Source organism: Levilactobacillus sp. FUA 3915, from assembly GCF_044053135.1.
Taxonomy (GTDB): domain Bacteria; phylum Bacillota; class Bacilli; order Lactobacillales; family Lactobacillaceae; genus Levilactobacillus; species Levilactobacillus lanxiensis.
Genome location: NZ_CP168704.1, coordinates 1,029,329 through 1,052,526, shown reverse-complemented (window position 1 = coordinate 1,052,526; position 23,198 = coordinate 1,029,329). Strand labels below are relative to the sequence as shown.

Below are 23,198 nucleotides of genomic sequence, written 5' to 3'. Positions count from 1 at the left end.
TGAAGGATTAGATTAAACACAGTTAGAAAAATATTGGAGGATGACCTATGAAAACAGCAGTCTTCGTTGAACCGGGCAAAGTGGAAGCCCAAGAATTACCCAAGCCAACCGTGAAGAACCCCACCGACGCCGTTTTAAAAATCGTGCGCGCCTGTGTTTGTGGCTCCGACCTCTGGTGGTACCGCGGGATTAACGACCGCCAAAAGAATACGCCAGTCGGTCATGAAGCTATTGGTATCGTGGAAACGGTTGGGAGTGACGTCACCAACATCCAGCCCGGTGACTTTGTCATTGCGCCCTTCACTCACGGCTGTGGCCATTGTGCGGCCTGTTTAGCTGGTTTCGATGGTGACTGTGAAAATGCCCGGACCGACGATGAAATCGTGGGCTACCAGGGCGAATACTTACGGTTCAAGAACGCCGACTGGGCCCTGGTCAAGGTTCCGGGTCAGCCCAGTGACTACTCCGACGCCCAACTGAACGACCTGTTAACGCTGGCCGATGTTATGGCCACCGGCTATCATGCCGCTGCGACTGCCGAAGTCAAAGACGGCGATACGGTTGTTGTGATGGGCGACGGGGCCGTGGGCTTGTGTGGTGTGATTGCGGCTAAATTGCGGGGTGCCAAGCGCATCATCGCCATGAGCCGGCACGCCGACCGTCAAGCCTTAGCCACGGAATTTGGCGCGACCGATATCGTTGCCGAACGGGGCGATGACGCGGTTAAACGCGTGATGGACCTGACCGATGGCGCCGGGGCTGACGCCGTGCTCGAATGTGTCGGGACGGAACAATCCGTTGAGACGGCTGTGAAGGTGGCTCGTGCTGGGGCTGTGGTAGGTCGTGTTGGGGTTCCTCAGAAAGCTGAAATGAACACCAACAACTTGTTCTGGAAGAACATCGGTCTGCGTGGCGGGATTGCTTCCGTCACCACTTACGACCGTGCCGTCTTGCTGGATGCCGTTTTGAAAGGTGAGATCCACCCAGGGAAGGTCTTCACGAAGCGCTTCGACCTCGATCATGTGGCTGAAGCTTATGCCGCTATGGACAAGCGGGAAGCCATTAAATCATTGTTAGTAATTAGTGAGTAATTCCGACTGAATTAATTATTAATAATACAATTATTAAAAGAGGCTGTGACATAACTAGCCTCTGTAGAACAAAAATAAGGCACGAAACCGAACTTTGGTTTCGTGCCTTATTTCCATGCTCTTGATTCTCAAGCCGTCTTCTCCTGGTGGAGACTAACTTGAGGATATTCAATGCTAGAACGAGGATTCCAGTTTCTTTTTTGACCTTCGCTAGACCACGGACCGAGTAGCGATTGAAATGCAAATAAGCCTTCATCTTGCCAAAAATTGGCTCTACATCAATCTTTCGACGTCCGTAGATAGCATTGTTTTCTGGCTTTGAAAGCTGGGTGCGTTCCTTTGCCTTAAAGTATTCCCATGCCTCATTCACTTTAATTCGGCGAAGCCTTTTCTTTGGTGTCAAAGCCAGTGGAATCACTTCATGATTCTCATTGTATTTTTCGGCTTCGTATTCTTTAAATCCACGAGTAAAGCCATACTTGTCAGTGCTTTTTCGATAAGCTTTAAAGTTGAATCTGACACCTTTCGGGTCAATAAAATAGTCATCTTTTTCGTAGTAATCCCAATTCATTACCTTTCGATCATCACTTTGCCACTTCCGACTATTTTCTTTGAGCATTGTCCCGTAAGGAACTAATACGACGTGTTTATCGAGCTCGTCTTCACAATATCGGTAGTTACTTTCTGAGCCATAACCTGCATCGGCCACAATGACTTTACCAAGCACATTTTGCGATTCCAAACTTGCTAAAAATAGTGGAAAGGTTCGTGTATCGGTTGGGTTTTGGAACAGGTCGAATCCGGTAATAAATTGATTGCTCGTTGCGATTTGAAGATTGTAGGCTGGCTTCAGCTGGCCATTTTGCATGGGGTCTTCCTTAACCCTCATGAAAGTGGCATCATGATCAGTCTTTGAGTAGCTGCTTCGTTGACCGTAGGTTGCTTGTTGCTGCTGATGTTCAATCATCTTGTCCCGCCGTTGGTCTAATTTTCGGCGCTGTGTTTTAAGAAGCCGTCGCTGTTGCTTGGCTGGGTTAGGTGATATTTTTCTTGTTGCCTGAACTTTTTCATCTAAAGTAACCAACTTATCCTCAACTGTTCCAATCACAGCGTCCAACATGCTCACTGTAAGGTCAGAACCAGCTGGGACTTCACCGATGAGCTTTGCTTCGTGGAGTTCGCCCAAAATCGAGACCAATTGGTCCCGATTCATTTTGTCAAAACGGATGGTGTTCTTCCGCCACACAAAGCTATATTTATTGGCATCGGCTAAAATCTTAGTCCCATCAATAAATGTGACATCGTCAATTACACCGGCATCTTTTAAAAATGACGTTAAGTTGTTTAAACTTTGCTGCGTCAAATTAGCCAATTCATCCGAGATACGAAAACGACAAATAGTTCGATATGAAGGAACCTGGTCGGCGATTAGCCAACCAGCGGGCTTATTTTCACGGGCAAATTTCTCGATTTGACGACTACTGAAAATTCCATAGGTATAAGCAAGTAGGACTAGTTTAAGCATGGCAGCTAAATCATATTCTCGAGGACGACCAAACTGATAGGAGTAGTCTAACTTTAGAGATTCAACCAGCGTATCAATGTAACGAGCCGGATGATTTTCTTCTGGCAAATAGTCTAAAGCGATACTCAAAGTCGTTTGGTTCATGTTATAATAATCTTGCATATTGAACATCCTTTCGGGGATAGTTTCGAGGAGTGTCGGGTGCGACCGATGCTCTTTTTTATTTTGATTATACCAAAAAACTGGTTGAGGAAAATCCGAAGATTTTTCTCAACCAGTTTTCGTTTTGGAGACTTATGTCACAGCCTCTTTGCAAACTAGTTATTTAATCAAGATCAAACCCTTAGTTCCCCGTGAAGCCGCCACATATCGGCGATTGTCGCCGAGGGGGTCGTCCGTATAGAAGTTGGCCGTCCAGTCGGTAACCACGGCGAAGTCAAACTCCAAGCCCTTGGCCACGGTCAGCGGCATCACGTTGATGCCCGGGCGAACGGTTCGGGTGCCTTCCCCCGTAAGCAGTTGGGCGGCTGGCAATTGTGCGGCGAGCTCGGTTGCCCGTTGCGGCGAGGGTGTCAGGATGCCAATGCTTTGGCCGGCGGTCGTTGGTAGGTCCGCAAGCACGTCTTTTAAATCAGCATTTTCTAAGACTCGAGGCACTGTGCCCGCGGTCTGAACAGCCTGAATCGTGGTTCGCCAATCACCCGCAAACTGGGCGAAGAACCGCGTGATCTCGCCGGTTGCGCGGTAGCTGGTGGTGAGGTGGCGCACCGCCGTTTGGGCCGGGTCAAAGTAGTCGGCAATGGTGACGGCCTGGCCCTTGAGCCGTTGGCGGTGGTCGCCCACGATGGTGAGGTCGGCGTTGTGGTAAAGGGCCGTCAGAAATAGCCAGGTGTCAGCGGCGTAGTCCTGGGCCTCGTCCACAAAGAGTGCCGCGGTGGTGGTTTGTTGAAAGTTGGTGAAGCGAAGGAGAAGATAGAGTTGGTCATAGGCGGTCAGTTCAGCCAATCCTAGTTCCTGCGCAAATGCTGGCCAGTCGAGCCATTGATTGATGTCTTCCGGCACGCGGTCGACGGCCTGTAGCCAGCGCCAGGCCCGTTGCATGCGGGACAGGAGCGGCGTCCGGTCGTTGGATTGCGCGTACGCCGCTGGGGCCAGGCCGGCTGGCGTTTGGACCAAGGGGTCTTGGATGATTTTGGCCAGTTCGGCGAGGTGGTTGCCAGCGGTGGTTGGGATGGTCATCCCAAACCGTCGACCCCAGGATTGGACCAAATGCAGGTAGGTAGTGCTCAGCGGTTCGGCCTCACCTAATGCCGGCAATACGCCACGAATGTAACGGCTGAAGGCGACGTTAGGCGTCAGAATCAGGATGTCTTCCGGCGTCCAGCTATCGCGGTGACGGTACAGCTGGTAGGCCACACGCTGCAGGAGCACGGAGGTCTTGCCACTGCCGGCCACGCCGTCGACCAGGACGGTGGGCTGGCGACTTTCACGGATAATGGCGTTTTGTTCCTGTTGAATGGTGGCCGTGATTTCCTGGAGGCCACCGCTGCGATTGCTGGCGAGGACGTCCAGTAACAGCGGGTCGCCGATGGCCACGTTGGTGTCGATGACCTGTAGGAGTTGGTCGTGATCGATGATAAATTGTTGGCGTTGCGTCACCGTCACGGGGATGGTGCGCCCGTTAGCCTGATAGCTGGTCGCGCCGGTCCGGTTGGCGTAGTACGCGTCGGCCACGGGGGCCCGCCAATCGTAAATCAAGTCGTTGGTATTTTCATCGGTGTAGCCGACCTTGCCGAGATAGAGGGCCTCCGCATCGCCGTCGCCAAAGTCGAGTTGCAGCTTGGCAAAGTAGGCCTGGGGCAAGAGCAATTGCGCGTGGGCCAAACGGGTGACGGCCGTATCGTGGCGGGCGTTCAGGGTATCAATTTGCCGGTTGCCGGACTCGATACTGGCAAAGGTCTCCAGCTGATCACTGAAAGTCCCCAGGTCGAGATGGCCCTCACCATTGAGCTGTTGCTTCATGGCGCGGGCCGTGGCGGTCAGTTCGGCCAATTGCTGGGTGAGTCGCTGACTGTCGGTCGTTAATCGTTGGTAAATCTCCTGTAGATGGTGCGCCTCTGATTGTGCCATCCAATCACCTCCGAGGCCTCTAGTTTACGCGCTTTGACGGCAATGACCAGTCTGTTTTTCGTGGGACGACCATGGTATAATAGATATGGGGAAAGGGACGGGTGTCCGAAATGTGGTGCCCAGCCTTTAACCGTAAAAATTAATGATTAATAACAAAAAACACGTTGTAACTTTAATTAGTTAGAACGTGTTTTTAAGAATTAAATGGTGAATTTCTGTAGAATGTGTTGCCGCTGAGCCAACGTTTTCTTCTCGACCTGGGCGAAGTTGTGCCATTTGAAATGCCAGAGGCGCGTCTTCAAAAAGGTGCCCCGGAAGAGGAGCTTGGCTAGAGGTGCGCCAAACACCAGACGATAAAGTAGGTTGGGCGTGCTCATGGTCGTGATGATGTCAATCTGCGGTTGCTTGGTCAGCTTGGTCTTCATGGTGTCGACCTGATACAGCTGCCCCTTGGCGTAGACCTTGTCGAGAAAACCCTTGGTCATGGCCGGCATGACTTCCCACCAAACTGGGAACATGAAGATGATGCGGTCGGCCGCGAGCAGGCGTTGCTGGTAGTCGGCGACTTGTGGATCAATGGCCTGTCCACGGCGCCAATTACTGAGGTCGGTGGCGGACATGACCGGGTTGAAGCCATCCGCATGGAGATCCATTAAATCAATTTCATTTTTTTCCTGACGCAACTGGGTCATGACGCGTTGTAGCAGCGCTGCTAAGAATGAGCGGTGATGGGGCACGTTGTTGCCAGCGGTTGCGGTGTAGGGATGATCAAAGACGATAACAGTTTTCATAAGTAAGACCTCGTTTTTAGTTAATACAGTGAGTATAGACGGGATACCCGTCATCGGCATTAACATATGTTAACGGGGTCAGTGAAAGGGGACGGCAACATGGTCGCACCAGCCTACTTAGTCCAAAAATTTCCGGAAATTGGCGCGCACTGGGCAGAACTACAGGATTTGTTTGTCACTAAAAAGGTTCCTGCCGGCACGACGCTACTCGCGGAGGGGGACGTGGCCACCGAAATTTTTATCATCACCCAAGGGGCGCTACGGCTCTGGCACAATAGTGTGGGCAAGGATGTAACTCTCCAATTTTTCTTCGAGAATCAGCTGGTTTCTTCCTTTGAAAGCTTCTACCTGGGACAGCCCAGTGGCTTTTCGATTGAGAGCTTCGAAGACACTGAGGTCCTGATGCTCAGCCGGACGGACGCCGACCGTATTCAACAAAAGTATCCGGCGATTGAACCCGCTGTTACGCGGTTCGTTTGCGAACGGTTCATCACCTACCGCAACATTTTCTTCGACCAGCTTCAGTATTCGCCGGTTGAGCGTTATCAGAAGTTGGCAGCCGATGCCCCGGAGATTTTGGACCGGGTGCCGCTACACCTGGTGGCGTCTTACTTGGGGATGACGCCGGTGTCGTTGAGTCGGATTCGGACACGATTGAAGGCACAAGATTAGCAATGATAGCTTCAAAAAGGCGTGGTTTAGACTTATCCTGAGGGTTCAGGTAAATCTAAGCCACGTCTTTTTAGTGGTTAGTGTTAGGTTCGTTGGATTTGGCTGCGAGAAATTACTGTTCACTACGTCTGATCTTTGCCATTAGAGACGTGTTTGCGGTGATTTTTAGCGTCTCAATCAAGGAATCGTATTCTGGGACTGACAGGACAACGACATCATTTTTACCGCCAGGGGTTGTGACGATGAGCGGTTCAGGATTCTCGTAAACGGCTTTTAGATATGTTTTCAGATTTTTACTGAAACGTGTATAAGTTACGGTTGGCATATCCGAATCACGTCCTTTGTATAGCAAACGGTACAGGACTTGACGGCTGGTTACAACAATAATGACCTGCCTAATGTGGTGTGCGACGCATGAGTTTTGCTAAAAGGAAAGGTGTAATCGGAAGCTTCTAGCTCTACTTGATGTTATTTGTATGTTATAATGATGTCACGGGAGGTGATTCACATGAGTTCGACACCTACAACAATACGGCTAGATGATGATCTCCGTAAAGAGCTTGATAAACGATTGTCAGCGGCCGGAATTAGTTTAAATACCTATGTGACTATGGCTGCAAAGCAATTTGTGATTCAAAATCGCATACCTTTCGAGGTTATTACACCAGAAGAGGCAGAGCCAAATAAGACTACTAAACGAGCGATGGTTCTGGCTGAGGCAAAGGAGCTGGGACTGGTTCCGGATGATGCACCAGTCTTTACAGATGTGGACAAAATGATGAGCTATTTAGATCGCGGGGAGTAGGATGTATCAGCTAAGCTTTGAGCCACAGTTTTTGAAAGATTTTCAAGTTCTCAAACAGCGACATCCCGAATTAATTCGTGAGTTAAGGCAAGCACTTTGGGAATTGCAAAGTTCGGGGAGAGTGCCTGCTATATATAAGCCTCATATCTTAGTTAACCGAGGCGGCAATTATAACGGTTACTTTGATTTTCACTTAGCAGATGGTAAGACGGATGTTTTGGTTTTGTATGCACCGCACAAGACACATCCTAAGATTAGAATGATGAGAATTGGTTCCCATCAAGAGCTGTTTCAAGGAAAGTTAAAATGAGGACTAATGATTTAAAAAATGTGCCAATGACATTGTCTCGAGTTAGAGCAATATCATTGGCATATTTAGGTTGTTAAGCTGTAAATTTATAGCTGTTGGTAAAAAATTCAAATTTCACCTTGCCTTAAAGTCCAGGTGAAGGTCTAAACTCCTAGTCATCAACTTAAAGACGAGGAGCAAAATTATGGCAAAGCAAAAACGATTCGACTGGATTTTATTGGTCATCTTAATGAGTTATTTCATGATTCTCTTGGACAATTCGATCATCTTTACGGGGACGGTCAAGATTGCCCAAGACTTACACTTAAATCAGGCAACTCTGTCCTGGGTTAGCAGCGCCTATTCGCTGACGTTTGGTGGGTTCCTGTTGCTGGGTGGTCGGGCCGGAGATTTATTCGGCCGGCGGCGGGTCTTCGAGCTGGGGTTGATTCTGTTTGGCCTCGGGTCACTGCTAGTCGGGTTAGCCGTTAACGCCCCGATGATCATTGCCTCACGGGCATTTCAAGGCGTGGGTTCGGCCATTCTGGCACCAACCACGCTGGCGATTTTAATGGATACCTACGAGGGTGCCGAACGGACCAAGGCGATTGCGTATTACGGGGCCATGGCCGGTATCGGCGCCAGCGTCAGCCTGGTCATTGGCGGAATCTTCGCTAGTCTGTTGACCTGGCGGGTGGGCTTCTTTATGAACGTGCCAATTAGCATCTGGATGTTCTATTTGGCCGTTAAGCATTTAAACAAGGACAATGGTCAGTCTGGAAAATTAGATTGGCTGGGGACCTTTAGTTCCTTAATTGGGATGAGCGCTTTGGTCTACAGCATCATTGGTGACTGGGCCAAATTTCCGGCCTTTCTATTAGCCGTGCTCTTCTTAGCCCTCTTCATTTACCAAGAGCACCGGACGGGTCAACCCATCATGCCGCTGCGATTGTTCACCGACCGTGAGCGGATTGGCGCCTACGTGGGCCGATTCCTCTACTTGGGCGCGATGATGGGCTTCTGGTTCATCACGCCACAGTTGATGCAAAATCAATTGGGCTTCAGCGCGCTGATGGCCGGCGTGGCCTTCTTCCCGTTGACCATCGTTAATTTTATTATTGCACTACAGGTTGCCCGGTTGACGGCTAAATGGGGCAACGGGGGTCTTCTGGTCACCGGGATCGCGTTGACGGCAGCGGGGATGCTCTGGTTGAGTTTCTTCTCACTCGAAACGGGTTACTGGTGGGGGATTGCTGCACCTATGGTCGTTATCGGTGTGGGCCAAGGATTTTCCCTGAGTCCCTTCACGGCAGCTGGGGTTGCTCATACGCGGGGGACTGACGCCGGTGCCGCTTCGGGGGTCGTCAATGTCATGCATCAAATTGGGGGCTCGGTTGGGCTGTCGGTTTTGGTGACGACACAGAGTTTGTTTAGTGGGCAAGTCGTTGGGTTCCAGCACGCCATCCTCATGGGTGCCGCCTTGCTGGGGCTGGCGCTGTTAGCAGCTATCTTCTTGATTGTTCCGGGAGAACGGCAAAAAAACTAATTTCAAAATAGTGCTTGCCTTGAAGTAACTGCAAGGCACTACACTAAGGTTATTCAAAAACGAGTTGGAGGAAATCAGCATGACAAACATCTTAATCATTGGCGCAACGGGTTCCGTGGGCAGTGTCACCCGGCAATACTTTTTAGACAATACGGACGATCAACTGACCCTGATGGCACGGAGCACGAACCGGTTGGGTAGCCTGAATGCCGACCGCGAGCGGGCTCTGGCTGGCAGTGTGACCGATGCGGCGACGTTGAAGACGGCCTTGCAGGGCCAAGATGTGGTGTTCGCGGCCTTGAGCGGTAACCTGGCGGGCATGGCCCAAAGCTTGGTGACCGCGATGGATGCGGCTGGTGTCAAACGGCTGTTGTTCATTGCCTCCATGGGCATTTACAACGAAATTCCCTCTAGTCTGGGTGCCAGTGGTAACCTGCAAAGCAATCCCATGCTACGCGGTTACCGAGCGGCGGCGGATGTGATTGAAGCCTCCGACCTGAACTACACGGTCATTCGTCCCGGTTGGTTTGATGGCGGTAATGACACCGACTACGAGGTCACTAAGAAGGGTGAACCATTTGGGGGCCAAGACGTGTCGCGCAAGAGCATTGCCGACTTGGTGATGCGGTTGGCTCATGATGTAACGTTGGGTTCCCGTGACAGCTTAGGCATTAACCGGAAATAGTGGCTGGATATCTGGTAGCGGATTTCAAATGGTGAGGAATCCTGTCCTGAATGCAATCAATCAGAAGAAGGTCATTTAGATGAATGAAGAAATTTTAAATTTGTACCGCGCGTACAATACCGACATGGCCGCCGATGACACAACGGCGTTGGACCGTTTGCTGGCGCCGGACTTTACGCTGACTCACATGACCGGCTACGTTCAGCCACGGGCGGAATGGCTACGGGACCTGGACCAGGGCACGATGCGTTACTTTTCCTCTGTGGAAGAACACGTGACGATGCAACCGACCGCTACGGGCTGGCAATTAGTTGGGCAGAACCGCGTCACTGCCAGCATTCATGGCGGTGGTCAGCATGCGTGGCCGTTGAACACGGAGATGGTGATTCAACAGGTTGCTGGCAACTGGCAGATCATGTCAGCCGTCGTGACTACGTATTAGGGTTGACCGACAGAACAGAATGTTTCACATGAAACAATGCCAGCTCAGTCACTAGTGACTAGAATTGGTGAACTGGAAGATGGCTGTTGACGTTGCAAGAAAATTTCTCACGTCTCTTATTAACTGATCGATAGTAATTGCTCAGTTTTAAATAATAGGAATCAGTAGCTTCTCATGGTATACTGAACGCAACAAAGGCGAAGGTGTTGGACCACCCCCGCCAATGACAGAGTCGTTATTCACGACCGACAGTTATGAATCGAACAAAAAATCGTCCTAAACCGTCGTAAGTTTAGAGGGCGATTTTTTATTTGTCCGGATGTTTAAACTCATGCCACGTCTTTTGTAACTTAACGATAGCCTTAACGAGGCTCGTCAATCGTTGCACCAACAGAGTACAGAGCGATATCAAAACGACGCCAAATGCGACTAGGTCAAGTAACGTGACAGCTATCCAAGACAAGGCAACCTCCTTTCGTTTGGTATGGTGAAACTGCACTGGTCTTTCGTTCCCGGCGGCGGATTCAAGCTGCCCTGCTGTGGGGCCGGTTCCAGCCTGAGAGGCGGGCTTTCACCTCAACTTTGAGCCTGAGAAGCGGTCTCAAAGGTTGTCCCGTGGGCTAAACTGAGAAAATCATTCAGCTAAGACCACCGACACAGCTGGGCAGCTTGATCCGCCTCTGGTCACTGACAACTGTCGTGCGATTTCACGATACCCAGATAGGCTTAACTTGTCCTGCCCCTGAATGAATTCTTGTTGATATAGGTAAGGCTCAAGTTTAATGATTGGCTGTTCCAATTGAATAGGTATGCACCAAAAAAGATTGACCTCAGTTCGCTGAGATCAATCTTTTTTTACAACAACGGTCCTCTGAACAGAGCCGAGTTGCGGTTATGTGGATTTCTAAGGTTAGTTATTTTCAGGGTAAACGGGGGTCCACTTCATTGCTGCCACGGCCTGTTTGGCGTCACTAATGGGCTCCTTGTTCAGGCCCTGGTCCAGGACGCTTTGGGCCACAATTTCGGCCAGTGTCTGGGAGAAGGTCGTCAGTTGGTCAACGGGGGGTAAGACCGCGGCACCGGGCTGGCTAGCGTCGACCAGGCCACCCAAAGCATGGCAGGCGGCGGAAAGCGTTTCGCCGTTCAAAACCTTGGCCGTGGCGGCAATCAGGCCGAAGCCCAAGCCGGGGTACATTAGCGCGTTATTGCCCTGACCAATGTGGTAGGTCGTGCCCTGGTAATCCACGTTACCGGCGGGAATCCCGGTCGCAATCAGGGCCTGGCCGTCCGTCCAGTTGATTAGGTCAGCTGCGGTCGCCTCGGCGAGTTTCGTGGGGTTAGACAGTGGGAAAATGATTGGCCGTGGCGTGTGGGCAGCCATGTCCTTGACGATGGCCTCGGTAAACGTGCCTGGCTGCGTCGACGTCCCAATCAGAACGGTCGGATGAATCGTTTGTACCACGGAGGCTAAGCTCGTGAGCTCGTCGGCGTTGGCAAATTCGGAACGGTCACGCGTGAACGGCCGTTGGGCGGCAGTCAGGTCAGGGGTGTCGGTGAACAACAGGCCCTGACGGTCGACGGCGTAGAAATGGCTACGAGCTTCGGCCTCGGACAGGCCGGCCCGCATGAGTTCGTCGAGAATCTGGTTGGCAATCCCCATGCCAGCGGTCCCAGCACCAAACGTCACGAATTTTTGATCAGTGATTGCCTCGTGAGAAATGTTGAGGGCGCCCAGAATACCGGCGAGTACAACCATCCCAGTCCCCTGGATATCGTCGTTAAAGGTGAGAAATTGGTCTTGATATTTGTCGAGAATGACCTGCGCGTTGCCACGACCGAAGTCTTCCCAGTGTAGGAGGGATTCGGGGAACAGCTTGCGTTCGGCGGTCACAAATTTATCAATAATAGCGAGGTAGTCGTCACCGGCCATGCGGCGATGATGGTTCCCCAAGTACAACGGGTCGTCCAGCAATTTCTGATTGTTGGTTCCGGCATCAATGCTGACGGGCAGAACCTGGGCGGGGTCGATACCAGCCGCAGCGGTGTACACCATCAGTTTGCCCACGGCGATGTCGACCCCGTTGACGCCCCAGTCGCCCATGCCCAGAATTCCTTCGGCATCGGTGACCACGACCAAGCGGATGTCCCGGCCGTCAGCGGCGTTCTGCAACGTTGCTTCGATGCTGTCAGGGTCGTCCACGGAAATGAAGGCCGCATTTTGTGGGTCCGTGAACAGGTGGCTGTATTCTTCAATGGCGTCGGCTACTGTGGGGTCGTATACGATGGGCATGAATTCCACCACGTGGTCGGCCATCAGCTTGAAGAACAGCGTCCGGTTTTCGTTGAAGATGGTCATCAAAAAGAGCCGTTTCTCAAGGTTGTTGGCCTTACTTTGATACTGGACATAGGCCTGAGTCGCCTGCTCATCCAGCGTTTGGACATGACTGGGCAGGGTGCCGACGAGGCCAAGGGCTTGGCGTTCGGCCGTGGTAAAGGCGGTTCCCTTGTTTAAGAAGGGGTTATTTAAAATACTAGCTGCTGAATTCATAAATTATTTTTCCTCCAAATTTCAATTTAACGGGTTAAACGTGTCGTTGTTTGCGCCTCCGGACCGGTGAAAACTGAGCCGGAACGCTGTGGGCGCCGCCTGGAGCCAAAGGGCGGTCTCCAGACTTACTTTGAGCCGAAAGTCACGTCTCAAAGATAGCAGTGGTCTAAGCGGTAAACCGCTAAGGCCACTCCCACGGCTGAGCTCATTTTCACCGGTCCTGCGGCTGAAATAGGTTTAATACATAAAGTGGTGTGTGCTGTTTATTTAATAATGATTCATTCGTGAATGTTAATTTAGCTGTTAGTGATTCTAAACGTCAATCACCGTTTCAACCTTACAAGTTCTACTATAGGGGGCCAGGCTAGTTATAGTCAAACATAGCGATTGATATAAAAATAATTTATAATGAAGCTATAAATACCGACATTAGGGGGATTAAAAATGAACACAAAGGACTTAGCCTATTTTTCTGACTTAACCCAAACCAAAAACTTTTCCAAAGTGGCGCAAGATTTTGGGGTGACCCAGCCGACCATTACCATGGCCATCAAGCGGTTGGAGGCGGAATTTCAGACCAAATTGGTGCTGCGTGACCGGACGCGTAACGATTTGGTCGTGACGGCTAGCGGTGAGCAACTGGCGGTCCATGCGCGGACAATTCTGGCCGAACTCGACCTGACGCACCAGGAAATCACGCATCTGACACAGGATCAGACCGTGTTGGGGTTGCCCCCGATTATTGAAAATCACTACTTTCCGCGGGTGGCGGCCCATTTGCAGGCGCAGGGGATGCTGGCCAATCTACAGACACTGGAGGGCGGGTCGGTATGGTTGCGGCAGGCGTTGCGAGACGGTCAGGCGGACCTAGCATTGCTGGGGTCCACGGCGCCGCTGAGCTATAAGTCATTAGTGGCCGAGGCGTTTGACCGGCAACCGTTTCGGATTTTTGTGGCGGCGAGCCACCCTCTGGCCAAACGGCAGCGCATTTACTTTAGTGAATTAAAACACGAAAAGTTTGTTCTATTTAATAGTAGTTTTGTCCACAACTCAGCCTTTAACCAGTTCACGCGGCGCAACCATTTTCGGCCGGAGGTAGTCTTCCGGGCCAACGACACCCACGTCATCATGAACTTGGTCGCCCAAAATGTTGGCGTGACCTTCCTCACAGCGACTGGCGCTCAGCACCGTGATGACGTGGTTCAGCTGGAATTGTTGGATGATGCTCAGCCGGAGTTTATTGCCAGCATTGTTTACCGAGACTCTCACGTGTTGACGCCAGCCCAGCAACAAGTGTTGGCGGTATTGCGCACGACGTTGGGAGAATAGGGTGGCAACCCATAGAGTTGTTCACGTCAGATTTTCTGAGACTTCTTTAAGCATACTTGAAGAACTATGGTGAATTCCTATTTTCTTCAAGTATACTTGAAGAAATACGTTGATTTGTTATTTTCTTCAAGTATACTTGAAGAAAATGGATTAGGGGTGACCCACATGGTCGTTCGGCAACTTTACCTGGATCGATTGAAAAAATATCAAGATACGGAATTTGTTAAGGTTATTACCGGTGTTCGTCGATCGGGTAAGACCTTTGTGCTACGGATGTTTCGCGATTACCTGCAAGAAAGCGGGATTGCGTCCAATCAGATTATCTTTATCAATTTTGAATCCATGAAGTATCAGCACTTACTCACAAAAGAAGCGTTGTATCAGTATGTCACGGAACACGTGGTTGCTCACCGAAAGATGTATTTGTTTTTCGATGAGGTTCAGCGAGTGGTTGGCTGGGAGGATGCCATCAATAGTTTTCGGGTTGATTTTGATGCAGATATCTATGTCTCTGGGTCAAACGCATCCTTACTCTCAGGTGAACTGGCGACCTTACTGACTGGCCGGATGATTGAGATTCCGATTTACCCACTATCTTTTAAGGAGTTTTTACAATTCACGCAAAATACCAAGCCACTTGAATTGGCTTTCAATGATTATGTGACAGAGGGCGGATTCCCAGCAGTGGCCTTGGTTGACGATGCTGAGGTCAAACGCAGTGTCCTCGATGGCATTTACAGTTCAATCCTGTTACGGGATGTGAACGAGCGAGCCGCGATTAGAAACGATGGCATGCTAACACAGGTGGCAACGTACTTACTCAGTGAAATCGGTAATCCAATCTCTGGTAATAAAATTTCAGGTGTTTTGCAAAATGAGGGATGGAAGGTCAATCCGACCTCAACATTGCGCTATATGGGGTTACTCTGCGATGCCTTCATTTTTTACCCGGCCAAGCGCTATGATCTTCGGGGCAAGAATTATCTGCGTTCGACGGCCAAGTATTATGCGGTTGACACCGGGTTACGGAATGTCACGTTGAATCGTAATTATCGCGATAACTTCGGCCACCAGATTGAAAATATTGTTTACCTGGAGCTGCTACGTCGGGGCTACCGGGTTGATGTCGGCAAATATGATAATCAAGAAATTGATTTCGTCGCGAAACGGGGAAGCGAGGTTGCCTACTACCAGGTGACAATGCAGCTGCCCACCAAGGATAATCGTGAGATTGGCAATCTACAGGCTTTGGATGACAACTATCCCAAGACATTGATTACAGCCAACCGGATGGATGTGGGTGAAGTGGCCGGCATTCCGATTGTCCATATCGTGGATTGGCTGTTGAATTAGGTCATGCTTGTTGCTAGCGAAATCGGCAGCGTAAAAATAAGAACAAACAAGAAAACGTCTGGGACAGGGCTCCCAGGCGTTTTCTGCTAGTTAGATTTACGCGATTGCATCAAGTGGCTGAATCTACTTGCCAGATTTAGGGTTTAATTCAATCACCTGCGTTGCCACGTCCGTCACAAACTGTTGGTCGTGCTCCACGAATAATAGCGTGGGACTGGCCGTGGTCACCAGGGTGGTCAGTTGCTCCTGATTGAAGACGTCAAGGTAGTTGAGCGGCTCATCCCAAATGAACAGGTTGGCCGGCGTGATCAGCGATTGAGCGAGCTCGACCTTTTTCTGCTGGCCCATGCTCATTTGCTCGAGGGGGGTGTGGAAAACATCACGTGGCAAGCCCAACTTTTTGAGGGCATTCAACAAGGCATTGCGGTCCAGGTGGTGGGCCGTGGCAAATGCCGTCAGTGACCCGTGATTGTCCGCTGAAAGTTGCCGGGTCAGGCTCAAGGACAGTTGCGGCTTCAACTCGGCAACGCCCGTATGGGTCCCGGTAAAGGTCCCCCGCAGATAGTGGAGGAAGGAAGATTTGCCGCTACCATTGGGGCCGATGATGGCGAGCCGGTCACCCTGTTCGAGGTCAAACGAGATGGGTTGAAATAGCTGCCGGTCGCCGTACCACAAAGAGAAGTCGGCGACGTGGAGGAGTGGCTGGTAGTGGGTCGCAACCGGCGTCAGGGTGAGGGGCGTCACATGTTCAATGTTTTGGCGGAGTCCCTCGGTGGCCTTAAGTTCCCGGTCACGGCGGCGTTCCAGGTTGCGGGCCCGTTTCATCATTTTTGCGGGGAGGGTACTACTGCCGACGGCGCCCCAGCCGCTGTTTTTCTCATGAGGATTGCCATGGGTGCGGCTTTCGGTGATCTTGGCCCAGTTACTGCGGTCGGTCGCGACGTGTTGCAGGCGGTCGGCTTCTTTTTTCAAGCGCGCATCGCGTTCCTCTTCGAAGGCGTCCCGGCGCTGTTTTTGCTCCTCGTAAACGGCAAAGTTACCATGGTAGAGAATGACCTGCTGGCGTTCGATGGCTAACGTGTGGTCGGTCACCTGATTGAGAAAGTGGCGGTCATGACTGACGACGATGAACCCCTGACGCTTGCTCCGCAGATAGGCGGCGACCCGTTGGCGACTGGGCAGGTCGAGGTGATTGGTGGGCTCATCGATCAGTGGGTAGGCCTGGTCGTCGGCAAATAAAATGGCGAGGAGCGCCTTGGTTTGTTCCCCACCCGAGAGCGAGGCAAAGGGTTGTGTGAGCCGTTCGGGGTCCAGGTCGAGCTGGCGGAGCTCACGTTCAAGCTGCCAATCAGCGACCGGCGAAATGGCCTGGAGGACGGCAGTGGCCGACTGGTGAGGGTCAGCGACGGTGGCGGGAAAATACACATAGTGTTGGTTGCCGGTGATGGTGCCCTGGTAAGGCAGGCGTCCCCGCAACAGGTTAAACAGCGTGGTCTTTCCCCGGCCATTGCGGCCGACTAAACCCAGTTTCCATTGGGATTCTAACGTTAACTCAACGTGATCAAAGAGTAAGCTGGCATTCGTATCAAAGCCGAAGGTCAGGTGGTGTAAGGCAATTTTTGGCATATAACGGGACTTCCCATCTAGGTTGACTAAGGGTCTTCAGTAATGGGGTGTTAGATGCTGCGTTCTTCACATTAATCGCATTCTTTCTCGGTTTAGATGGTTCCGCTGGCGGCTAGAAAGAAGCGACTAACGGAACGCTTAAATGAATTTTAGATTAGAAAATGATTAAAATCAAGCAAAAACGGTTAAATTGGCTGCTGTCAGTTGAATTCACTGGGAAACTAGAAGTCGTGATAATTGGGAAGAAAATTGTGAAAGATAACATAATTGCCGGGATTGGTCCGAAGGCATGGTCAACAACTATTTAACCCTCAGATAATTCTAGTTTTTCTTTAATTTTCACAGAAGGTTTGTTATGCTTGTCGAATACTGGAAAAATCTCGGGGCAACTAGCGGCATAGGGCCTAGAGGGAAAGTGGGTTCATATGTCAGCAATTTATTTACGGGGCCTCCTGTTGAGCCTGGCCTTGGTATCCTCCATCGGGATGCAAAATTTATTCGTCTTTAACAATGCCATCAACCAGCCACTAAAGCGGGCCTGGCCCGTCACGTTAATGGTCTGGTTTGCCGATACGGCACTGACTCTGGCCGGTTTCTTCGGCATGGGCGCAATCATCAGTGCCCACGAAATGTTTAAACTAATCATCATGTTTCTGGGTGGATTACTGGTCATCTGGATTGGGTTTGGCATCTTGCGGTCGGCGGCGAGCTTTAAGCTAGAGAGCTCCAATACACCGTTGCCAATGAAAAAATCCTTGATCAACGCGTGGGTCGTGACCTGGGCCAATCCGCAAGCCATTATCGACACCAGTCTGATGTTCGGGGCGATGCGGGGGTCGTTGAGCAACACGCAAGTCACGCCATTCATCTCGGGCGTGGTTTCAGCCACGGCCATCTGGTTCTTCGGTATCACCCTAATTCTGGGACTCCTGAAGGAACGCCTGCCACAACGTTTCCTGATGTGGGTCAACATTATTTCCGGGGTCGTCGTGATGCTTTACGGGGCCTACTTGTTGTACCAAGTGGTATTGATGGTGATTTAGAAATTAGTGAACGGTCCCTGAGACTAGGGGGCCGTTTTTGTTTGTCCTTTTTAAGGTGTAGATTAGAGGGAGAAAGGTTCTCGATTAAAAGGAGGAGCCATGAAAAAATCAGAAATTCTAAATAGTCTTCGGGTTGCGGCCGTTGCCGATGCTTTAGGGGTCCCAGCGGAAATGAAAAAGCGTGGTCAGTATCATCTACTGGGCATGACTGGTGAGGGAACCTGGTCGCAACCGATGGGGAGTTGGTCCGATGATACGTCGATGACCCTGTGCTTAATTCAAAATATTTTGGAACAGGGGACTGCTGATGACCTGCTAAACAAGTTTGAACGTTATATGATGTTTGGTGAATGGACCCCACGGGGGGTGACCTTTGATGTGGGCCGCACCTGTGCCCATGCCGTTCGCCAACATGCCATTAACCACGTTCCCGCGGTTCAGTGTGGGGATGCATCAGAAAACGCCAATGGCAATGGGGCGTTGATGCGAATTGCCCCGTTGGCATTTAGCCTTGCGAGACAGCCAATTGATGCGCGCATGCGACAGTCAATTGCCATGACCACGGTCACGCACGGCCATCCGCGAGCAGTCGTTGGCAGCGTCATTTATTTAGAAATCCTTCACGAACTATTGCAAGGACACGCGTTACCAACCGCACTAAAGACAGTGCAGGCACGAGTGCTGACGGTGTTTGCTGCCGACCCGGTAATGGCACAGGAACTGTCAGCCTACCAGCGATTGTTTACGAGCGGCTTTGGCCAGCTACCCGTTTCTGCAATTAAAACATCGGGTTACGTGGTGGACACTCTAGAGGCAGCCGTCTGGGTGGCCTTGAATTACCAGGATTTGCGGACCGGGCTGTTGGCCGCCGTCAATCTGGGTGGGGACGTGGATACGATTGCGACGGTGACGGGCTCACTCATGTCAGTCGCCCACCCGGACCAACCGGTGCCAACGGACTGGTGGCAAGTTACGTTGAATCATGAGCTGTTGGATAAACTGATGTTGCCCTTTGCGGCTACATTTGGCGACTAGTGGGCAAATTAAAATCCCTATTTAACGACGAATAATTGCCGTTAAATAGGGATTCTTTGATTATTTAAAATTAATCTTTCGGTCGAAATGGGACCACGTTATCCCCCGCACCGCCATCGTCCGGGTCGTCGGCCGACATGTCATCGAAGACCGACTGCATGAAATTGTCGAACTCGGCCGGCGTATCCGGCACGTCTTCTGCCGCGTACTCATCGGTAGCGAGCTTGGTAAATAACTGGTGGTGCCGGGCGTAGGCAAAAATGGTGTGGAGCGCCTTGATGTCGGCGGGGTAAGCGTAGAGAGCAAAGGTCAGGTTGGCCTCGTCGAGAAAATACTTGAAGTCGCGCTTGCCCATAGCCAGCTTGGTGGCCTGATAGGCGTCGTTCATGATAATGCCCATCATGGTGTTCTTAAGCGTCAGGTAAACAACGTCCTCGTTGCCGGCCACGTCGACTAGATCAGCAAACGCAATATCATGCGTTTCTCGCCGGCCCGTCCGCAGGTTTTTACCAGAGAGGGTCACGTGGGTGGTCGCTGGTTTTTTCTGGGGAGTTGGGCTCTCCGGTGTCTGTTTAAGGGCCAGTGCCATGAATGCATGGAAGGCCTTGTCATCGGTCAGGTTGAGCTTGTCGCGCATCTCGTTGATCAAGAGTCCGAGCGCCGTGCTATAGGCAGCGGGGTCCTTGATGGTCTGCGTCGCCGCTGCGGCCTTGACCCAGGGCTCGCCGTCCGGACCGATACCTAATGTGAAGAGTGGTGCACCTTCGTCGTCCATGTTTTCCTCCCGTAAAAACGCATTTAGTCCCTCAATTATAACGTAATTCGCCGAGGCGGTGGGCCGTAACCGCAAAAATGTTCCATGTGAAACAGCTAAAGCAAAATGGCGAGACCCACGCAAATGAACAGGAGTGGCGACAACCAGGCGCCGAACCGCGCGAAGAAGTGACTAGCAGCGGGTGACTGGGCGACCCGGTGACTCACAATCAGCCAGAGGCCAATCAGGGTTAGGAAAATGACCAGGACGCCACCAAATTCGGGATGGTTGAGCCGCGTAAAGTAGGGGATGTAGATGCTAAGGTTGTCGCCACCGTTGCCAATAGTCAGCGACCAGACTAATGGCAAGCTGACCACCCGGGTTAGGGCTGGTGGCAAGCCAGTTGTGTGACGGGCGTGCCACCAGCGCCATAGACCGGTAATCCCTAAAGTCAGGGGAACTAGCCCCAACCAGCGCGTCCATTCGGCTAGGTTGTAGTGTAAGACGCCCCGGCTAGCTAACCAGGCGACCAGAATCAGGGTGAGAATCCCCAAATATTGGCCGAGAATAATGCGGTGTCGTTGACGCGTCGTCTCCGCTGCTAACCACAGTAGGAGCAGGACGACCAGGTCGTCGGTGTCGGTAACCAAGAAGATACCAATGGCGGTTAAGGTGAAGACTAGCATGATGGTGGGCTCCTCAGTGTTGTAGAATTAAGTCCATTGTACGCTTAGTCTGACGTGAATGGGTTCTTTAACGGGATAATACGTAAACATAGTTAATTTGAAGCGAGTAGACCATGAAAAAAGGTGGTTCATTCCAGATAAACCGGAATGAACCACCTTTGTGTATAATCATAAATTTAATCAGCCGGAGCGGGTTGGTTCTTGAATACGAGCTTCTTAGATAGGAAGAAGTTCAAAACCAAAGCGATCGCGTGGCCGATGACCTTGGTCATGGTCCCGTTGGCGTTCAACCAAGAGATCCCCATGAATAGGATGACGGTTTCCAACAGGAACGTGGCGATTCGGGTCATGTAGAACGTGCCCATTTCCCGCATTGGCTTGTCGGACTTGTGTTTGAAGACAAATGTCCGGTCTAACCAGAAGGAGCATTGGACACTGATCAACCAGTCGATGAAGTTGGCTAATTGGTAGCCAATGCCCATCGTGTGATAGAACAGGTAGAATAACGTGATGTTGATGACAACAGAGATAGCCCCAAATAACAGGTAACGAGCGGCTTGGCCTTGGACCTTGTCCTCGACTTGTTTGAGTTGCGCAGCGTATTCGTTTTCCGTTTCGGTTAACTCAGCTTCGTACTCTTCTTGCGAGGCCGGGTAGTGATCGTGACGTAAGGGTTGACTTTCCATAGATTCCGGAACCTTTCTGTGACGTTTCACTTAGCTGGGTGAAACCGTCGTGAAAATCCCCTGGCCCCACCTGAGTTATGAAAACGTGTAATTGTAGTTACTAGCTCAATTATACCGTATTTGGCCGGCACTGCAATGGTAATACCCTAGCAATTTCAAATGGTTAATCAGTGACGTAGGCGTGTTGGTAATCGGGACTCCCGTTGAACTTGTTATAAACGACCCCTTTGATTTTGGGGTTGACCAGCGTGTTGGTCCGCGCTTCGTAAAGTGGGGTCACGGCTTGGTCGCGCAGGGCAGTCCGGGCAGCCGTTAACAGGTCTTGGTACCGGGCCGATGGCTTCAGCGCGTCGACACCTTCGGACTTGGTCAGCGCCTGATCATAGGTCTTGTTGTTGTAGTGGCCCATGTTGGAATTGTTCGTCGAGGATAAAATCTGTAGGGATTGAATCGGGTCGGCGTTGTCCATGCTCCAGCCGGTCAGGTTGAGCTCGAAGTTCCCCTTGGAAACGTTGCTCAGCATGGATGGAAATGGCATTGCGGACACGTTGACCTTGAGACCCAGCGTGCTGCTGACGGTGCTCTGGATGAATTCGGCGACGTTCTTGGTGGTGTCATCATCGCCGCAGGTAATCGTGACGGTCAACTGCTTCTTGCCCAACTGTTTCAGCGCTTTTTGGTAAAGCTGCTTGGCCAGGGTTGGGTTGTCATCGGCGGTGTTCTTCACGTAGGCGTCGGTGGTAAAGTCCTTCCCCGTCTTGGCGTTGGTCATCATGTGGTGAATGGCAAACGTTTTAGCTGGTTGTGAGCCGTTCTTCAAGACCTTGTCCGCGAGTTGTTGGCGGTTGATGGCCAGGGAGATGGCGCGCCGCAGGTTCTGGTTGGCGGCAATCTTGTTCTGTTCGTTGTATTGGATGAAGCCGATACGGCCAGCGGCCAACGACTTCAGGTCCGGATTGTGTTTGTTTTGCGTGGTTTGTTCACCGTCGAGGGTGACCGCGTCCAGTCGCTTGGACTGGTACAGGTTGTAGGCCGTCGAGCTGGTCTTGATGACCTGATATTTAATACTGCTGAGCTTGACGGTCTTAGCAGCGACGTAGGTTGGATTCTTCTTTAAGTTCCAGCTGTCACTGGTGCCGTTCCAGTTTTTCAGAACGAAGGGCCCGTTGTAAACGGTCGTGGCCGCGGATGAACCGTATTTCTTCCCGTACTTTTTCACGGCCTTTTGGTTCAGGGGATAGTAGGTGGTGCTAGCCAACATCTGCTTGAAGTAGGATGCCGGCCGGCTGAGGGTGATCTTCAGTTGGCAGGGACCCACGGCCTTAACGCCCAACGTTGCGGGGGATTTCTTCCCGGCCGCAATAGCACTGGCGTTTTTGATATTCGCAAATTGATAGGTGAACTCTGACTTAGACTTGGGGTCTAGCGTCCGCTTCCAGGAGTAAACGAAGTCCTGGGCCGTGACGGGGTCGCCGTTACTCCACTTGGCGTTGTGCCGCAAGTTAATGGTGTAATGGTGGCCGCTATCACTGACGGTCGTCTTGGTTGCCAGGGCATTTTGCGCCTCGCTGTCGGCGTTCAGACGGTACAGGCCTTCGCCAACTTGGCTGAGCGTATTGCTGGAGACGCTGTCGGTGATCTTGGCAACGTCGAGGCTGGAAATGGTGGCCGTTTCGTACAGGTTCAGGTGTTGGGCGACCTTCTTAGTGGATTGCGAGTGACCGGTCACGGCGAAGACGCCGGCGCCGATTAGAATAATGCCGCCGCAAAGGGCGAGTGCTTTCTTGTGTTGTGCTAAACTCATAATTTTTTCCTCCAGAATAATTGAATTTGTCGGTTAGAAAGAATAATGAGCGTTGCCATCGTTTGAACATAGGTGAATCCCCCTCGGAAAAAGTGTAGACAAAAAACCGTCCTCAACAGCCAATGTGTTAAGGACGGTTTTAACCGCGGTGCCACCTTAATTAGACGGGTCCCGAAAAAAAGACCGCGCCCCTCTTCACAGGAAACTAACATTTCCCTGACAACTGACGTATGTCGCACGTCTTCCCGTACTGCAAAATGGTTCGGGGAAGCCCTCGGTGGTCCATTTAACTACCTGCGTTCGGCCGTACTCTCAGCAACGACGGCTCTCTTTACGTGCACGATAATCTTGATCTCCA

Annotated in this window: 20 protein-coding genes and 1 pseudogene; 11 read left to right on the top strand and 10 right to left on the bottom strand. The window is 51.3% G+C overall.

All coding sequences use genetic code 11. The features are described 5' to 3' along the window. Positions 1 to 47: 47 nt before the first annotated feature. Complete coding sequence (locus ACEPST_RS05115) at positions 48 to 1,091, top strand: zinc-dependent alcohol dehydrogenase family protein (protein ID WP_204120553.1); 1,044 nt, start codon at positions 48 to 50, stop codon at positions 1,089 to 1,091. Positions 1,092 to 1,235: 144 nt separating this feature from the next. Here ACEPST_RS05115 and ACEPST_RS05110 read toward each other — a convergent pair. The 3 genes and pseudogenes from ACEPST_RS05110 to ACEPST_RS05100 form a co-directional block, all read right to left on the bottom strand. After that, positions 1,236 to 2,778 (bottom strand): annotated as a pseudogene (locus ACEPST_RS05110) (IS1182 family transposase); the annotation flags it as partial. Positions 2,779 to 2,937: 159 nt separating this feature from the next. Beyond that, positions 2,938 to 4,746, bottom strand: coding sequence for a UvrD-helicase domain-containing protein (locus ACEPST_RS05105; RefSeq protein ID WP_395390553.1), 1,809 nt, complete (start codon positions 4,744 to 4,746; stop codon positions 2,938 to 2,940). Positions 4,747 to 4,946: 200 nt separating this feature from the next. Next, complete coding sequence (locus ACEPST_RS05100; protein WP_204120551.1) at positions 4,947 to 5,537, bottom strand: NAD(P)H-dependent oxidoreductase; 591 nt, start codon at positions 5,535 to 5,537, stop codon at positions 4,947 to 4,949. A 66-nt stretch (positions 5,538 to 5,603) separates the two neighbouring features. Here ACEPST_RS05100 and ACEPST_RS05095 point away from each other — a divergent pair, with 66 nt between their 5' ends. Continuing rightward, positions 5,604 to 6,209 carry a Crp/Fnr family transcriptional regulator gene (locus ACEPST_RS05095; RefSeq protein ID WP_395390552.1) on the top strand — a complete coding sequence of 202 codons (606 nt, stop codon included), beginning with the start codon at positions 5,604 to 5,606 and terminating at the stop codon, positions 6,207 to 6,209. Between the two features lie 112 nt (positions 6,210 to 6,321). On the opposite strand, the gene ACEPST_RS05090 is transcribed toward ACEPST_RS05095, so the two are convergent. Further along, positions 6,322 to 6,534 (bottom strand): type II toxin-antitoxin system Phd/YefM family antitoxin, encoded by a 213-nt coding sequence (locus ACEPST_RS05090; RefSeq protein WP_204120549.1) that lies wholly within the window; start codon positions 6,532 to 6,534, stop codon positions 6,322 to 6,324. A gap of 183 nt (positions 6,535 to 6,717) precedes the next feature. On the opposite strand from ACEPST_RS05090, the gene ACEPST_RS05085 reads away from it, so the two are divergent. The 5 genes from ACEPST_RS05085 (at position 6,718) to ACEPST_RS05065 (ending at position 9,976) form a co-directional block, all read left to right on the top strand. Then, positions 6,718 to 7,014 (top strand): type II toxin-antitoxin system RelB/DinJ family antitoxin, encoded by a 297-nt coding sequence (locus tag ACEPST_RS05085; protein ID WP_204120548.1) that lies wholly within the window; start codon positions 6,718 to 6,720, stop codon positions 7,012 to 7,014. Position 7,015: 1 nt separating this feature from the next. Beyond that, a complete protein-coding gene (locus tag ACEPST_RS05080; RefSeq protein ID WP_204120547.1) occupies positions 7,016 to 7,324 on the top strand; it encodes a type II toxin-antitoxin system YafQ family toxin in 309 nt (102 codons plus the stop codon). Positions 7,325 to 7,508: 184 nt separating this feature from the next. After that, positions 7,509 to 8,849 (top strand): MFS transporter, encoded by a 1,341-nt coding sequence (locus tag ACEPST_RS05075; RefSeq protein ID WP_204120546.1) that lies wholly within the window; start codon positions 7,509 to 7,511, stop codon positions 8,847 to 8,849. Between the two features lie 28 nt (positions 8,850 to 8,877). After that, the gene (locus ACEPST_RS05070) at positions 8,878 to 9,534 is read left to right on the top strand and encodes an NAD(P)H-binding protein (RefSeq protein ID WP_275404326.1); all 657 of its coding nucleotides are present in this window, start codon (positions 8,878 to 8,880) and stop codon (positions 9,532 to 9,534) included. 79 nt (positions 9,535 to 9,613) lie between these two features. Next, the gene (locus ACEPST_RS05065; protein ID WP_204120544.1) at positions 9,614 to 9,976 is read left to right on the top strand and encodes a nuclear transport factor 2 family protein; all 363 of its coding nucleotides are present in this window, start codon (positions 9,614 to 9,616) and stop codon (positions 9,974 to 9,976) included. Between the two features lie 910 nt (positions 9,977 to 10,886). Here ACEPST_RS05065 and ACEPST_RS05060 read toward each other — a convergent pair. Next, complete coding sequence (locus ACEPST_RS05060; protein ID WP_204120543.1) at positions 10,887 to 12,524, bottom strand: malolactic enzyme; 1,638 nt, start codon at positions 12,522 to 12,524, stop codon at positions 10,887 to 10,889. A 444-nt stretch (positions 12,525 to 12,968) separates the two neighbouring features. Here ACEPST_RS05060 and ACEPST_RS05055 point away from each other — a divergent pair, with 444 nt between their 5' ends. Both ACEPST_RS05055 and ACEPST_RS05050 read left to right on the top strand, forming a co-directional pair. Next, positions 12,969 to 13,853, top strand: coding sequence for a LysR family transcriptional regulator (locus ACEPST_RS05055; protein ID WP_204120542.1), 885 nt, complete (start codon positions 12,969 to 12,971; stop codon positions 13,851 to 13,853). Positions 13,854 to 13,949: 96 nt separating this feature from the next. Next, a complete protein-coding gene (locus tag ACEPST_RS05050; protein ID WP_395390551.1) occupies positions 13,950 to 15,206 on the top strand; it encodes an ATP-binding protein in 1,257 nt (418 codons plus the stop codon). A 123-nt stretch (positions 15,207 to 15,329) separates the two neighbouring features. Here the strand turns inward: ACEPST_RS05050 and abc-f are convergent, their stop codons facing one another. After that, a complete protein-coding gene (gene abc-f, locus ACEPST_RS05045; RefSeq protein ID WP_204120540.1) occupies positions 15,330 to 16,832 on the bottom strand; it encodes a ribosomal protection-like ABC-F family protein in 1,503 nt (500 codons plus the stop codon). A gap of 425 nt (positions 16,833 to 17,257) precedes the next feature. Between abc-f and ACEPST_RS05040 the strand changes: the two genes are divergently transcribed. Beyond that, positions 17,258 to 17,875, top strand: a complete 618-nt coding sequence (locus ACEPST_RS05040) for a LysE/ArgO family amino acid transporter (protein WP_203642748.1) — start codon at positions 17,258 to 17,260, stop codon at positions 17,873 to 17,875. Positions 17,876 to 17,974: 99 nt separating this feature from the next. After that, entirely contained in the window at positions 17,975 to 18,910 is a 936-nt protein-coding gene (locus ACEPST_RS05035; protein WP_395390550.1) for an ADP-ribosylglycohydrolase family protein, read from the top strand. 70 nt (positions 18,911 to 18,980) lie between these two features. Here ACEPST_RS05035 and ACEPST_RS05030 read toward each other — a convergent pair whose 3' ends face one another. The 4 genes from ACEPST_RS05030 to ACEPST_RS05015 form a co-directional block, all read right to left on the bottom strand. Continuing rightward, complete coding sequence (locus ACEPST_RS05030; RefSeq protein WP_204120538.1) at positions 18,981 to 19,685, bottom strand: hypothetical protein; 705 nt, start codon at positions 19,683 to 19,685, stop codon at positions 18,981 to 18,983. Positions 19,686 to 19,780: 95 nt separating this feature from the next. Continuing rightward, positions 19,781 to 20,350, bottom strand: a complete 570-nt coding sequence (locus ACEPST_RS05025; RefSeq protein WP_204120537.1) for a cadmium resistance transporter — start codon at positions 20,348 to 20,350, stop codon at positions 19,781 to 19,783. Positions 20,351 to 20,526: 176 nt separating this feature from the next. Further along, positions 20,527 to 21,036 carry a GtrA family protein gene (locus ACEPST_RS05020; protein WP_203638453.1) on the bottom strand — a complete coding sequence of 170 codons (510 nt, stop codon included), beginning with the start codon at positions 21,034 to 21,036 and terminating at the stop codon, positions 20,527 to 20,529. Between the two features lie 163 nt (positions 21,037 to 21,199). Further along, positions 21,200 to 22,840, bottom strand: coding sequence for a peptide ABC transporter substrate-binding protein (locus tag ACEPST_RS05015; protein ID WP_204120536.1), 1,641 nt, complete (start codon positions 22,838 to 22,840; stop codon positions 21,200 to 21,202). Positions 22,841 to 23,198: the final 358 nt, after the last annotated feature.